This is a genomic window from Fodinicola feengrottensis, assembly GCF_010993775.1.
Taxonomy (GTDB): domain Bacteria; phylum Actinomycetota; class Actinomycetes; order Mycobacteriales; family HKI-0501; genus Fodinicola; species Fodinicola feengrottensis.
Map to the genome: position 1 here is coordinate 1 of NZ_WOTO01000045.1, position 13,765 is coordinate 13,765.

General features: G+C 62.5%; 13 protein-coding genes and 1 pseudogene. 12 read left to right on the top strand and 2 right to left on the bottom strand.

Annotated elements, in window-relative coordinates; genetic code table 11:
* Positions 1 to 52: 52 nt before the first annotated feature.
* The 4 genes and pseudogenes from GNX96_RS33380 to GNX96_RS65430 all read left to right on the top strand — a co-directional run.
* Positions 53 to 1,999, top strand: coding sequence for a GH-E family nuclease (locus GNX96_RS33380; protein WP_163571925.1), 1,947 nt, complete (start codon positions 53 to 55; stop codon positions 1,997 to 1,999).
* An 8-nt stretch (positions 2,000 to 2,007) separates the two neighbouring features.
* Positions 2,008 to 2,400 carry an ankyrin repeat domain-containing protein gene (locus GNX96_RS33385; protein ID WP_163571926.1) on the top strand — a complete coding sequence of 131 codons (393 nt, stop codon included), beginning with the start codon at positions 2,008 to 2,010 and terminating at the stop codon, positions 2,398 to 2,400.
* A gap of 1,276 nt (positions 2,401 to 3,676) precedes the next feature.
* Positions 3,677 to 4,444 (top strand): hypothetical protein, encoded by a 768-nt coding sequence (locus tag GNX96_RS33390; protein WP_163571927.1) that lies wholly within the window; start codon positions 3,677 to 3,679, stop codon positions 4,442 to 4,444.
* A gap of 1,205 nt (positions 4,445 to 5,649) precedes the next feature.
* A pseudogene (locus tag GNX96_RS65430) lies at positions 5,650 to 5,988 on the top strand (ImmA/IrrE family metallo-endopeptidase); the annotation flags it as partial.
* 125 nt (positions 5,989 to 6,113) lie between these two features.
* Here GNX96_RS65430 and GNX96_RS57130 read toward each other — a convergent pair.
* On the bottom strand, positions 6,114 to 6,374 hold the full coding sequence (locus tag GNX96_RS57130) for a hypothetical protein (RefSeq protein WP_279582152.1): 261 nt from the start codon (positions 6,372 to 6,374) through the stop codon (positions 6,114 to 6,116).
* 868 nt (positions 6,375 to 7,242) lie between these two features.
* Here GNX96_RS57130 and GNX96_RS57135 point away from each other — a divergent pair.
* From GNX96_RS57135 to GNX96_RS57140, 6 genes are all read left to right on the top strand, one after another.
* A complete protein-coding gene (locus tag GNX96_RS57135) occupies positions 7,243 to 7,725 on the top strand; it encodes a hypothetical protein (RefSeq protein WP_279582153.1) in 483 nt (160 codons plus the stop codon).
* A 609-nt stretch (positions 7,726 to 8,334) separates the two neighbouring features.
* Entirely contained in the window at positions 8,335 to 8,835 is a 501-nt protein-coding gene (locus GNX96_RS33410; protein WP_163571931.1) for a hypothetical protein, read from the top strand.
* Positions 8,836 to 9,599: 764 nt separating this feature from the next.
* A complete protein-coding gene (locus tag GNX96_RS33415) occupies positions 9,600 to 9,836 on the top strand; it encodes a hypothetical protein (protein ID WP_163571932.1) in 237 nt (78 codons plus the stop codon).
* A gap of 8 nt (positions 9,837 to 9,844) precedes the next feature.
* Positions 9,845 to 10,375 carry a DUF6879 family protein gene (locus tag GNX96_RS33420; protein ID WP_344306715.1) on the top strand — a complete coding sequence of 177 codons (531 nt, stop codon included), beginning with the start codon at positions 9,845 to 9,847 and terminating at the stop codon, positions 10,373 to 10,375.
* Entirely contained in the window at positions 10,323 to 10,646 is a 324-nt protein-coding gene (locus GNX96_RS65435; RefSeq protein WP_390624202.1) for a helix-turn-helix domain-containing protein, read from the top strand. The genes GNX96_RS33420 and GNX96_RS65435 overlap by 53 nt, the downstream gene beginning before the upstream one ends.
* Positions 10,604 to 11,158, top strand: a complete 555-nt coding sequence (locus GNX96_RS57140) for a DUF5753 domain-containing protein (RefSeq protein ID WP_279582155.1) — start codon at positions 10,604 to 10,606, stop codon at positions 11,156 to 11,158. Before GNX96_RS65435 ends, GNX96_RS57140 begins: the two co-directional genes overlap by 43 nt.
* Before the next feature lie 142 nt (positions 11,159 to 11,300).
* Here GNX96_RS57140 and GNX96_RS57145 read toward each other — a convergent pair whose 3' ends face one another.
* A complete protein-coding gene (locus GNX96_RS57145; protein ID WP_279582156.1) occupies positions 11,301 to 11,987 on the bottom strand; it encodes a hypothetical protein in 687 nt (228 codons plus the stop codon).
* Positions 11,988 to 11,991: 4 nt separating this feature from the next.
* Between GNX96_RS57145 and GNX96_RS57150 the strand changes: the two genes are divergently transcribed.
* Together GNX96_RS57150 and tmk are read left to right on the top strand one after the other, a co-directional pair.
* Positions 11,992 to 12,516 carry a hypothetical protein gene (locus GNX96_RS57150; protein ID WP_279582157.1) on the top strand — a complete coding sequence of 175 codons (525 nt, stop codon included), beginning with the start codon at positions 11,992 to 11,994 and terminating at the stop codon, positions 12,514 to 12,516.
* Entirely contained in the window at positions 12,509 to 13,714 is a 1,206-nt protein-coding gene (gene tmk / locus GNX96_RS57155; RefSeq protein ID WP_279582158.1) for a dTMP kinase, read from the top strand. The genes GNX96_RS57150 and tmk overlap by 8 nt, the downstream gene beginning before the upstream one ends.
* Positions 13,715 to 13,765: the final 51 nt, after the last annotated feature.

Genomic DNA, 13,765 nt, shown 5'->3' on the forward strand with positions numbered 1-13,765 from the left:
ACCAACACACCGACATCACAGGTGTCCGTCTGACCCGCCAGGTCCACGCCGGATGTCCCTCCACCGCATCACCGGCTCGACCACCGGGGAGGGCCACCGCAACAACCACGTCTGGACGACGCCGCAACCGCACCGCGGTCGCTCGCACACCGCGTCCCAAACCACGTCAACGACAGCCGCCTACGACGCGCGCAACGAACTCACGTCCACATCCGATGGAACCACTTACAGCTACACCGCCCGCGGCACCCGCGCCAGCATGTCCACCAGCGGCACCGGATCCCCGACCACCAGCTACACCACCGACGCGTTCGAACGACTGACCTCCATCACCGACACCGGCGGCGGCGCGAACACCAACACCACAGCAGTCACGTACGACAGCCTGAACCGAGCGGCGACAGTCAACAACGCGCTCGTCGGCTACGACGACCCGACCAACACCCCCGTCACCTTGCCGACCGCCAGCGGCGGAACGTCCACCGTCAACCGCGACCCCGGCGGAAACCCCATCAGCGACCGCCCCGGCACCACCGGCCGACTGCTACTGGCCGACCAACACACCGACATCACAGGTGCGATCGACCCAGCCACCGGATCCCTCACCGGCAGCACCAATTTCGACCCCTTCGGCGTCGCCACCGCCAACTCCGGCACCACACCCGCGGTCGGCTACCAGTCCAGCTGGTCCGCCGACGGCCTCCTCAACACCGCCTCCCGCTGGTACGACCCCACCTCCGGCGGCTTCACCAGCCGTGACACCTGGACCCTCAATCCCACCACAAACTCCACCAACCGCTACACATACGGCGACGCCAGCCCGCTGAACGGCTCCGACCCCACAGGCCATTGCGGCATCCAATGCATCATTGATGGGGCGGAATCAGACTTCGCAGCCTGGGAAGCTGACCTTGCCGGGGGCGCTGCCGAAGTTGGCGGCGCCGCGCTCGGAGTCGGTGGCCTGCTCGTTGGCGGGGCCATCATCGGCATTGCTGCCATAGGGTGGTTCTTCGCATTCCCAGCAGAGGCTGCCTACGGCCCTGAGTGCGACCCCTGCAATGGCTACGACTACAGCGTGCTCGACTTCGACCACGGCCCACGACGCACGACCTTCGGCGATCCTCCGGGCGGCTACGGAGGAGGCGCCTGGGGCGGATTCGGCAACGGCGGAAGCGGCGGCGCCCCTCACGGCCCACCACCACCCCCGCCGCAGTGGCTGATCAACGAATGGCAACTCCTCAAAAACCTCGCCACATCAATCACCCGCGCGCCCCTGACCGAAGCACCCAACACACGCGGCCAAACCATCAAACTGCTCCCCGGCAGCGAACAACTCCAAAACCAAGCCGGCACCACCACCGACCCCACCAAGACAACCACCTGCAACGCAACCTGCTACACCCTCACCAGCCCGAACACCCCTCAGTCGCCACCGGATCCCACCGCCCAACTTGTTCCACCCAAAGGTCCCATCGGCACCGGTGGACCAGGTGATCGCTCCCGCCTGAAACCACCTGACGGACGGGTTCCAGTTGTAGGTCCAGTTGCGTACGCCTCCCCGTCCGGTGGTCAACCATCCTCGGGTCAACCAGTGGTGACGAAACGCTACGATTTGGGTGATGGAACCTACTACTATTCAGGCGATGGCTCTATCCGTGACGCCGGCGGACACTTCGTCTCAACAGCTGACGCATCCGGCGCGGCCGACTCAAGGTATGATCGAGTAACCCTGCGTAACTCGACAAAACAGGCTATCCTCGACGCCCACCCAAAAGATGCCGACGGTAACTATATCGATCCAAATACATTTCAAATCATTCCCGCGGACGGCCCGTTTCACTTTGGTCATCGGCCCGGCTTTGAATACTGGCGCAATCGAGACATGGCGCGGGCGAACAACTGGTCACGTAGTCAGTTCATAGAGTTCGAGAACGACCCGAGCCACTACTGGATCGAAGATCCGTACAATAATATGAGCCATAAGTATGAACAGCCATAGGAGTTGACGTGACTGATCGGCAAGGCCGCTCCGAACTGCACTATTGCGCCCTTACCGGGAGCTCTGCGGACGCCGCTATTCTGCTCGACGCAGGCGAGGATCCCAACCTGCAGGACAGGGACGGGTTCAGTCCACTGCACCTAGCGGCTCAGCAGCAAAACGTGCCCGTCGCTGTTGTCCTTCTGGACCGTGGAGCATCGGTAGATGCCGTCAATAAATTCGGGAACACACCACTGGGCGTCGCCGTCTTTTCGTCGCAAGGCCGCGGCGAGATGATAGACCTGCTCCGTAAAGCTGGAGCGGACCCCCGTAAAGAAAATGCCTCCGGACAAACACCTGTCGGCTTGGCTCACCTGATCGCGAACTACGACGTGGCCCAGTATTTCGAGGACGTCGATTAGACCGTAACGTCAACACGAGCTGGGTTTCCGTCTCGCCACCAATCAGCCGCATACGCACCCTGCGGGCTCAGTTCTGCTCCGCAGCGGTGGCACTTACCCCATCAGCCGCCGACGCAGTTGTTCTGGATGAGGTCGGGAACCTGCTCTCCCGGACAGAGGCGCACGCCCGAGCCGGCAAGGTCTACCGAACCGCGTCATCGGCACGATCGCCGGCCACGATCTCCGCAACGACGCAACGCCTCCCAGGAGAGACTCGGGATCGACTGCGCGGAACTAGATCGCGGACATCAACAACAGTCGATCTCGGCTCTGGCGGCATGATCCTCACAGTGGCCAAGAGGACCCCTCAAGTGTGGCACTGAGGCTCGACGCAAATCAGTCTCCCCGCTCCACCGTGACTCAGAGTCACGATCTCCAGGAGTGGGGGACCTCGGATTGTGTGCCCAGTGTGTGCCCAGAGGATCTATAACCAGGCGATACAGCCTGGTACGGGCTGACACAGGCAGTTGACTTGAGAGAGCCACCCCGACCCGCGCAGGCTGCACAGACTGGCACTCACGTAGACTCCTCGACAGCACCTGGTACCACGCCGCCTTAGCTCAGTTGGCCAGAGCGACGCACTCGTAATACGTTGCTTGTGGCTTGAACGTTGCTGCGCACGTCTATCGCATCGAACCCTGGCTCGTACGTTGTGGGCTGGGGTTTCGTCATTTCGTGATCTTCGTTCGAGGTGCTAAAAGCGTGCATGAGTCTGCATGTTGATCAAGTTGCGTGCCCAGAGCGTGCCCAGAGGTGTTCGAACCCGCGTCGGCGCTCGGCGTGGTCGGTCGTTGTTGGCTGCGCGCCGCGTTGAGAAACCATCCTGAGGCTGTCACTCTGGGCAACAGGAGGCCCAGTTCGTCTTCCGCTCTGGGCTCCTGCTGGCCAGCGCCTCGTCGCCGGCAGCCACCCTTGGCGAACAAGGGCATCAGCCTCTGGCCTCGTGGCCGAACGACTGGAGTGTCATCGGCCAGTCAGTTCGATCGACGCTGATTGGTCATGATCGGGAACACACTCGACGTATTCTAGGCGCCTGCTGAGGGGGTATCCCATCACCGCTTATGAGAGAGAGCTACACGACCTCGGATACCTCGGCCCGATATCAGTTGGGTTGATTGATCAGCTGGTTTGGCAGGAGGTTCAGCGATTTCCCGTGCTCCGGCCACCAGGCGGGTGGCAGCCGGCGGTCAGGGAGGACCTGCTCCACAGCTTTCTCGTCGAACGTCTGGACGGCCTTGTGGCCACGCTGCTGGCGCAAGTCAGCGACGACGCTGCGCTGGGCAGATACTTACGTGTGTCGATCCGACATTGGCTGATCGATCGGGCACGTAAGTCACGTCTCGGATCGTTGCGGCGAACTCTCGAGGATGTGTTGTCGAAGGACGACCGCATTGAGAAGGTTCCGGCTCATGAGCCGGGTGCCGGACGATGGCGGATGGTGGGCACGTCGGACCCACCGTGGTCCGGAAGGACCGATGATCTTGTTGTCGCAGCGCGGATGGTGCGCAGTGTGCGGATTCCGAAGTGGTCGGGCGAGTCCCGAGCACCGGTTGCGGACCGAGCGTCATTAGGGTCTGTTGCCGTCGCAGTCCTCTCTGCGGCATCTGGAAGCTTGGAGATCGGGCAGCTGACGGTCGTGTTCGCTCGGCGGTTTCCGGTGGTTCTGGACCCGATCGAGATGTCTCTGACCGATGAATCAGTTGGCGAGTTGACCGCAGATGTCCTCTCTCCGGAGGAACAACTTATCGCTGCCGAGGATGAGGCAGATGCCGCCGCGACCGCTCTTTCCATCGTGGGCATGCTGTCGCCGTTACAGCGTCTGCTCGTGCCGCACCTGGAGAATGCCGAGGAGGTGCGGCGGCTTGTCGGCTGCGGGCGAAGCCAGGCATATCACCAGATGAGGTGTCTTAAAGAGAGGCTGGCTGAACTCGTGGGGGAGGGCGATGACGTGCGCGCAGTGGGGCTGGAGGTGATCCGGTTGTGTGGTGTCATCGAAGTGAAATGAGCATGCTGTACGTAGACGCCGGACGAGTCCGGAGCTGCGTCGTCAAGCTGAAACTGAAACGTCAACTTACCTGGTTGACGATTGCGGGAGGACATCATGAGTGACCGCCCCATGTCGCAGCGGCTTCTTGACCTCACACGCCAGGCCCGAGGACCGCAGGCATTGACGCGCGAAGGGCTCCGGCGCCGCTTCGGCGAACCCAACGAGTTGAAGATCGAGGTCGGCCAGGTATGGCGGTCAAACTGGGGCGACATCAGCCTTCTCGTTCTTGTCGTGGCTCTCTGTGAGGACGGGGTGATGGGAGCGCCAGTGACGGTTGATCCGCCTGTCGAGGACGACAACTGCTTGGTGTTGGATAGGGGCTCGGCAGTGTTTGGCGTTGAATCCACCCTTTGGGTTGACCAGCTCGGGCCTCTGCCGTTACGCGTCCTGGAACGCCCGATCGATATCTGGTCTATTGACATTGTCCGGTGGACAGCCGCCATCTGGAAATCGCCTGACCAGGTGCCTCCAGCGGGTACGCGGCGCGGTGAAGGTACTCACTCACCGTTGGATCCGGCCGCAGCGTTTCGCGCGCGCTGACTTGGAAGATGACCTTGTATATCTCCGGAATGCGCCGGCACTTCCCATAGCAATTAGCGATCGGCCGGCGGTCCCCTTGGGTCGGTTGCTCGGCAAATCACTCGATCTCGCGAGTTTGGTTACAGCGCTTGGAATCCCTCAGCACGAGGTGATGGCTCTTCTGGGCGGCAAGAAGCCTTTGACGCCGGCCATGGTTGGATCAGTCGCTGATGTGACAGGCCTGTCAGCCCAGAAAGTCGCGGAAGCCGTGCTGCCGCTCCCTTCTGGGCTAGTGGCAGAGATCGACCACCCTCGATGGAGATCGGTCTGGAAGACGTGGGCCGACCAATCAGGTGTCGACGAAGCCGCTGTGAGGATCGAAGCAGGATATGGGGCGTTCGTGATGGCCGCGCGGCAAACCGGAGGGCAGGCACCAGATTGGGGAGCTCGCCTTCGGCATGTGGTGGAGCATCGAGTCGGTCGCGCCGATGAGGACTCGTAGTGTTGGCCAATACACCCTGGAGGCCCAGACACAAGCAGAGGCGATGCTGGCTTTCCTTGAGCGTGACCGGCCGGGCGTTACTAGCCGTCTGCGGTATGCGGCAGTCAGCGAACTAGAAACCTGGCCTGACGTCTGCGTGGAGATGGTGGACGAGTCGGTTGGGGAAGACCGCTGTTCCGTCGCGGGTAGTTACCACCCGGCGCCGCCACCGCCGACCCTGCGCGTTGGCCGCGCCGCGTCGCACCGCCGCCGAGGCTTCACAGCCCTGCATGAGCTCGGGCATCATCTCCAACAAACAGACCCGTTGCTTGGGGAGCGCACATTTGAGTATTCGGATCCGAATCAGTTCCAGGAGGAAGCGTGTGATGCCTTCGCTGCGCATGTACTACTCGCGGACGAAGAACTACGAGGGCTGATTGGCGCGCGTGGGCCCACCGCACAGGACGTAGTTGAGATCTTCAGCCGCACGCAAGCATCCCGAGAAGCATGCTGTGTGTGGGCCGCGCAACGACTCGCCGGAGCCGGCGCCGTCGTTCTCCTCGATGGTCGCGGGACCGTGTTGTTTGCCGCAGCGCGGACCTTTGTCCCTCCCGCGCGCCGCTCGGATCAGTCCGGCACACCGCTGATCGAGGCCGCTCTGCTCAGCGGCCGAACAGCGCGCCGCGACCGCACGTTCGTGTCGTATCGCAACGGGAGTACCAGCGACGACTTGTACGGGGACGCGGTCTGGTGTGACGTCCAGTATTTGATTGCTGTGTTGGCGTTGGACAATGCCGGCTGGCACTCCTTCGCCCCCTCTCGGCCGTTCTCCGGTACGCCAGGATCCCCGCGTTGGTGGACCTGCGCGACCTGCGACGAGGGCTTCAAGGTGGCTGGTCCGCCGTGTGTCACCTGCCGGCAGCCGGAATGTCAGGATGGCCATTGCGGATGTACGACAACCCGTATGCAAAATGACCGTCGATGCAACAGCTGTTTCCTTGTACTGGCGCCGACTCGTTTCGAGGGCAGCAGCTTAGCCTGCCTCGATTGTGCTTGAAACTACGGATGACTTACGGTCGCGCCAAGACCGGACAATCACGCAGGTATGTCGTCAGTCTGTAGTGAGCGGTTGAAAAGGTCGCTCCGCGCAGCATTTTGATGCGCGCCATAGCGGGCGACCTCCAGCCCTGACATCCGAAGGCGAACCATATGACCAGCCACACCGAGGACATCCTCAATTACGTGCGAGCCCAGATCGACGCTCACCCTGAGGCGGTGGCCGAAGCCCGCCAACGACTCGAACTCACTCGTAAGATCGCGCTCCGATTCCCAGGCGCGAACCGAACATATGCTAGCGGCTCCCTGCCGCAACACACCTTCATCCACCCGGTCGGTGACGGCGATGGTGGTTTGGTGCTAGATCGACGGTATTACCCGAAACTCGGTCCGGATGGAGACGGCGAAACACCTCAGACGATCATTCCAGATTTATGTTCCCATCTCGGCCCCGAGATCCGAGAGAGGTCCCCAGGTGCTCGATGCGGCAAGTCCAAGCGCGGGCCGAAAATTTCCTTCGGCGAGCCGGTCGACGGCCAGGACCCCACAGTCGACCTCGTCCTTGCTCTCACCCGCAAGGACGGAACGGGCCTATGGATTCCGAACTTGAATACCAATCGTTGGGAGGCATCCGATCCAGAGCGGCACATTGAGCTGTTCATTTCAGGGAGGCCAGTCGCTTCGGCGCACTCGCCGACGCGTGATCCGCTTGCTGAAGGCATGGAACAAGCAGTATGCGAGCCCAGCCTTCTCATCACATAATTTGACCGTGTGGGCCTGGGAGTTTGTGCAGAGCGGCACCGGCTTGGCCCGCGCTTTCAGCACGGTACTGTCCGACGCCGCCGAGCGGGTCAGTTCCGGTGCCGCGACGACAGATCCGGCCGGGGTGTCACCAAACGTTCGTCTCCTTCAATCGCGCAATGTGGCCGTCAAGCGTCTGCGCGTCGCAGCTGATGGGCTAGCCATGGCGCTTAGGCACGACGATGACCGTGACGCGGTCAGTTCTGGCTTGTCGAAGGTCTTCTTCAAGTATCTTGACGACCCGGCCGCTGTTGGTGTTGAGCGGGCGGTAGCCGCCCTACGGAGGAACAAACCGATCTCGACCGCGTTGCTAGGCCTCGCCGGCACGTCGGCGGTCGTGCGACCGACCCGCGCATACGGTGAATCACGGTACGACCGGTGAGTCGAGGAGGCATCAGGTGGCGGCCGCAGGCTTGGTACGCCGCGCCGGCGGCGCGCATCCTCTTCCAGAGGCAACTCGCAGCCACTACTTTGTCTGTCCGCCCGGTACGCCCACCGCGGCACCATCGGGGCGGATTCGCGCTCGCCGTCGAGCTACGAGTCGATCACCTGCCTGAACAGACCATCACCATCGTCTTCAGCCCTCTTGCGCCGCTCGCTCCATCCGTCTATACCACCGGCCCTGCCGATTCTCCCCACCGATACCGGGACGGCACGCTGTGCATGTGGCATCCAGACGACGACCCTTCCAGTCTCCGCTGGACCCAGAGAGACGGTGGAACCAGTCTGCTGGGACACGTCATCGCCCACCTGCTGCGAGAACAGTGGTGGCGTCGTACGGGTGAGTGGCCCGGAGAAGAGTACCCACACCTACAAGCCGGTATGGCTGCACCCGACGAGTGGCTAAACGCAGCGTGAGGACCGACTCATGATCGTCTTACTCACTCTGTCCGCTGGACACGGGGCATCGCTCGGCGCCGAGGCCGTCGGACTCGTTGGCAATCCAAGGGCGGCGCTTCCAGACACCCCGGCCACTGGAACGAACCTGCTGTTGGCGACCGTACTGTCTGGAGCGGTTCTCGCCGCGCTCATCACCGCTGGCATCAACATCTGGCTCGCGCGACGAAAAGGCCGCGAGGAAGAACGCAGTCGCATCCGCTCAGCCTTCGCCGAAGCCTTCGCCGCCTATAGTGCCTACAAAGAGTTTCCCTATGCCATCCACCGACGCCGCGCCGATGTGCCCGCCGAGGAACGCGTCCGACTGTCCGAGCAACTCCGACAAATTCAGGCCGATATTGCCTATCACCTCGCCTGGACTGCCGCGGAGTCACTCATCGTCGGCGCGGCGTACGCCAGCCTTGCCAAGCAGTTGCGCGCGACAGCCGGCCGCGCCATGCACGACGCGTGGATAGCTCCGCCTATCAGCTCCGACCAGGAAATGAACATTCCACCCGCCATCGTCGACCTCAGCTCGCTCCGGCCAGCCGAGGATGCGTACATAGAGGCCGTCTGCGAACATCTCGCTCAACTAGCGCCATGGTGGGCTAAGTAAGACGCCTCCTGAACCGGCAACACGGCGGTGGGTCGGGCTCGCGGTGATGGATGAACACGGCCTGAACCTCACATACGCTGGTCGCTCACCACCTTGCTGGAGCGGTGCATCGTACGCGAGTGAGATGGATGCCTGCGGTGTCGGCTCTGGCTAGCGATCGAATGTCGAGCTCGTGAGCGCTAGTGATCTTTTTACTGTCGGCTCACCTCCCCACTCGTGCTATCGGCCGCCGCGGGTTGGGTGAGCAGCTTGGAGTACGTGTTGACTGGTTCGGCCGCACGACCACCGGAGTCAGGCTAGGGCCGCCGCCAGACCGAACCTTCTCAACGTCGTCGTCAGTCGCGCCAAACGTCATCGACACCACACAGCATGGGCACCGTTGCCACACTTCCAGCAACTCGCGCACCAATTACCAGTCCACCGGTAGGGGTTCTCCAGTTGCTCAACGCACGCGACCATCCGGCCACCATCGGTCAGGCAGGTGCTTTCACGCCAGCGCCGTACTACAGCGCTGTAGGCGGAGTCGCGGCGTGGTGCGGCCGGTCGGCGGGACTGCGATGGTCGACGAGTTCCGAAGCAAGCTCGTCCTCGAGATCTGCTTAGCGAGCACGGCCCAATCGCCGCCGGTCACATTGCGAACGACAACTTGGAGACCCGCCGCGCCGGTTGGACTCGGTGCCGCCAGCCGCACGCCGTTGACCTCAGGTAGCTCATAAGACATCATCGTTGAGAATGCTTCACAAAGTTTCTAGCAAGGAGGAAAGATGCGCGCCAAGTTCCTCGGCAAAGACCCGAACTCGCAGGTAGACAACTCGCCCACCCTGTTCGCCACGGACCGCACCGACCGCGTGACCTACATCGCGCAGGGTTGGAAGGTGACCGACGCCGAGGCGCTCGCGGACATCGGGCAGGTGCCCGACCACGAAACCCTGATCGAGATCCCGGAAGACGTGCTGACGTTCTACGCTCGCCGCTACCTGGAGCAGGAGGGTGAACGCTGACTTCCCTCATCAAGCCCGGTCCGGAGTTCCGGCAGCTCTTCCATTCCTTCGAGCACACGGCGTACCGGCTCGAAGCTCGCGATCAGTACGACGCCAGTTACGAGAATGAGTCCCTGCGCAAGTTCCTCGCAGGGGAACCGGATGACCTGCCGTGGATGCAGAGCTGGCTGGACATGTTGCGCGAGGCCACGGCCAAGGGCCGCCGGTTCGCCCGTGTCCGCGTGGTGACGATGCCGCTCACCGACTACAGCCGCTTTGGTGTGTGGTGCGCGCAGTTCACCAATGGGGCGGGTGAAGATATCCGTTACCTGGAGCGGGACAAGGCCGAGTTCGTAGGACTACCGAACCACGACTACTGGCTCTTCGATTCTCGGAAGCTGGTACGGATGCACTTGGACGACAACGGCGCCTTCCTTGGTGGCGAGGTCATCGAAGATGCGAACGAGATCGTGAAGCACAGCTACTGGCGTGATGCTGCCTGGCATCATGCCACCGGACGGGACGATTTTGCCACTGAACAGCAGCTCCGGGGCGTCTAACGTCCACGAGGCACGGAATGCCCTTGGCAAACGACTCCGCGAGCTACGCCAAGCCGCTGGCGTCAACGGTCGGCAGCTCGCGGAGTCTTTGTCGTGGCCGCCGTCTAAGATCTCCAAACTGGAGAACGGCCGGCAACGCCGACCGACGACGACATCAGTGCATGGACACGCGCAACCAACGCCGAGGTTGAGGCTGAGGCTCTGCTCGCTTCGCTGCACACGCTTGAGGTGCAACATGCCGAGTGGCAGCGGATCCTGCGTACCGGGTTGAAACCCCGGCAACAAGAACACATCGAGTGGGATCAGAAGACGCGGCTCTTCCAGGTGTTCGAAGCGACAGTGCTTCCTGGTCTCCTCCAAACCGCGGAATATGCCCGTGCTCGGTTCGCTGAAGGTATCCGCCGGTTGAAGCTCCCGAATGACATCAACGAGGCGGTAGCTGCCCGCGTGCGGCGCCAAGAGATCCTGTATCGGACCGACAAGCGGTTCCACTTCGTGCTGACAGAGGCAGCGTTGAGGTTCCGACTGTGCCCCACGGACGTCATGCTCGGCCAGCTCGACCGATTGATCTCTTTTTCGCAACTACCGAACGTGCGGCTGGGCATCGTCGGCTTCGAGACCCAGTACGCCACCTCGCCGTGGCATGGCTTCTGGATATACGACAACGAGCGGGTACTGGTCGAGACCTTCAGCGCGGCGCTTGACCTGCGTCAGCCGCAGGAGATCGAGCTGTACGGGAACGCCTTCGAAACAGCTCGCGGCAGTCGCCAGCTACGGGCGTAGCGCGCGGACCCTCATTAATCGCGTCATAGACGATCTTGCCCCGGAAACATCCGAAGATGGCGACTGATTTCTAGAGCGCCCGCATGGTTTGTTCATTTCTAGAAATACTGAGAAACTTTCTTTTCAGGTGTCAGTTTCGGCTCTACGCTGCCATTCGGACGGTGAATCGCGTTCGCCCCTTTTGGGACTGGGAGTGAGCCAGGTGACGACACGTGTCGCCCTGCTGAGCAGGGAACAGATCGACCGACTTCCCGCACGCGCCCGCGAGGTTGTCGAGTACCGCAAGAGCGGACTCAGCCTGAACCACATCCAGGGCTGCCCCCTGGACTGCGCGTACTGCATCCGACACACCTATGGCCTCTGGGATCAGCGGGTGCCGCGTGCCCTGATGACCGACGCGGAGGCCGTCGAAGAGTTGGTCAACCATCGCTACTTCCAGCCGCATGTGACGCCGGTCCAGGTGTTCAACCGGGCGACCGACCCGTTCCTTCCCGCCGTTCGGCCGCACACCTTCGCCGTGCTGGAAGACCTCGACGGCCGCGGGATGACCAATCACGTCCTGGTCATTACGCGCCATCAGATGAAGGCGGCAGACATCGACCGGCTCAATGCACTCAAGCACCTCAAGGTGACGCTGCTGTTCACCTATTCCGGGATCGACAATAAGGACATCGAGCCCTACCCCTCGCACGTGGCCGCTGAGTCCTTGAAGCTCATGAGCGCGCCGGATCGCCGGAGGTACCGCACGGTTTTGTACTGGCGTCCGCTGGTGCCGGGTCTGAACGACACCGACGAGCACCTTGACCAGGCATACGGGCTGGCGGGTCACGCCGATGCGACAGTGTTCACTGCTGTTCTACCGCGACCAAATCGCCGAGTACTACAAGGCCAACGGCCTGCCCGAGCCGTACGAGGACACCGCGCGTCGGAAGATCGTGCCGGAAACCTTGGAGCGGCGGGTCTTGGCCGCCTTCGACACGACGACGCCGTTGTTCCGCAAGACCTCGTGTGCCGTGGCGTACGCGCATGGTCTGCCCGATTACAACGGCCACTACGGCATCCGAGAGCTGTGCGACATCTGCCCGCTGAGTCAGCTTGACCTGTGCGCCAGTGCTCACCGGGTGCCGTCACCCAGCCAGATACGGGATGCCTCCGGCACACTGCCAGAGGCTCGTGGTCTGGTGGTCGTGGACATCACCGACCGCGCAGCCGTGGTGTCCGGGCTGGAGACGGAGCAGCCGCGCTACTACCTGCAACATGCGCTCGGCTTTCAGGTGCACGACGTGCGTCACCCGCACGTCGAGCGTCGGCACGGTCGAGCCGATATCGGCTGGAAGGAAGACAAACGCGATGGCTGACTGGACGAGCCTCAGCTACGTGGTCGTGGACGTGGAGGGCAACGGCCAGCAGCCGCCCGACCTGGTGGAACTGGCCGCCGTGCCGATCGTGAACGGCGCCATCGGGGAACCGGTGAGCTGGCTGGTTCTCCCGGACGAGGAGATCACGCACTTCGCGACCCGGATTCACGGCCTGACCAACAAAGACCTGGCCAACTCGCCGGTATTCGACGCGGTAAAGGACGACGTGCTCGGCGCCCTGAACGTTGACGCCCTGGTGGCCCACAACGCACACGTGGATGTCGGCGTTCTGAGCCGCAAGCTCGATGACTGGCAGACGCCTGAGGTGTTCGACACGCTCAAGCTCGCCCGCCGCTTGGTGCCGGGGCGGGACAGCTACCGGCTTGGCAGATTGGTCGAGTCTTTTGGCCTCGCGGACGGTCTGCCCGATGACCTGTCGCCGCACCGCGCCACCTACGACGCGCTGGTCGCGGCACGCCTGTTCGTGCTGCTCGCGCGGGCAAGGCGGCAACGCTCGAGAAACTCCGTGGCCATCCGTCAGAAGGGGACGAACATGAAGCTCCGGCCTTTTCTGAGCGGAGCGGCGCGCGGCGTGTTCGTCAGCGTGGATGGACCGAGCGGGGCCGGGAAATCAACGATTGTTCGCCACCTGGCGCAACTCCTTGTCGCCGCTGGCGAAGACGTGTACATCACCGCCGAGCCATCCACTGGCCCGATTGGTGCGATGTGTCGTGACTTAACCGAGACGATTACCGGCCACGCGCTCGCCTGCTTGTACGCGGCAGATCGCTATTACCACCTCGAGGTGGAGATCCGCCCGCACGCCGAGGCCGGCCGCTTCGTCATCTCCGACCGTTATGTCCCTTCAGGGCTGGTCATGCAACGCTTCGACGGCATTGACCCGGCGTTCCTTTGGCAAATCAACGCCGAAGCCGACCGACCCGACCTAGCCGTGATCCTCGAAGCCGACCCCGACGTGATTTCCGAACGACTTACGGAGCGCGGGCCGCATAACCGCTTCCAGATCTCGCCCAGCAGCAGTCACGCCGAAGTCCATTTCTACCGGCAGGCCACCGAGCGGTTAATTCAAGCCGGATTCGACGTGCTACGGGTGGACTGCAACCAGCGACCAGCAGAACAGTCCGCGGCCTTGATCCGCGACCGGCTGATGACCTTCTTCGCATCGAGCAAGGAGTAAACGGTGATTGCCGAAACGATCGCGAACGCGGAGCCAGTGAACGAAATTGAT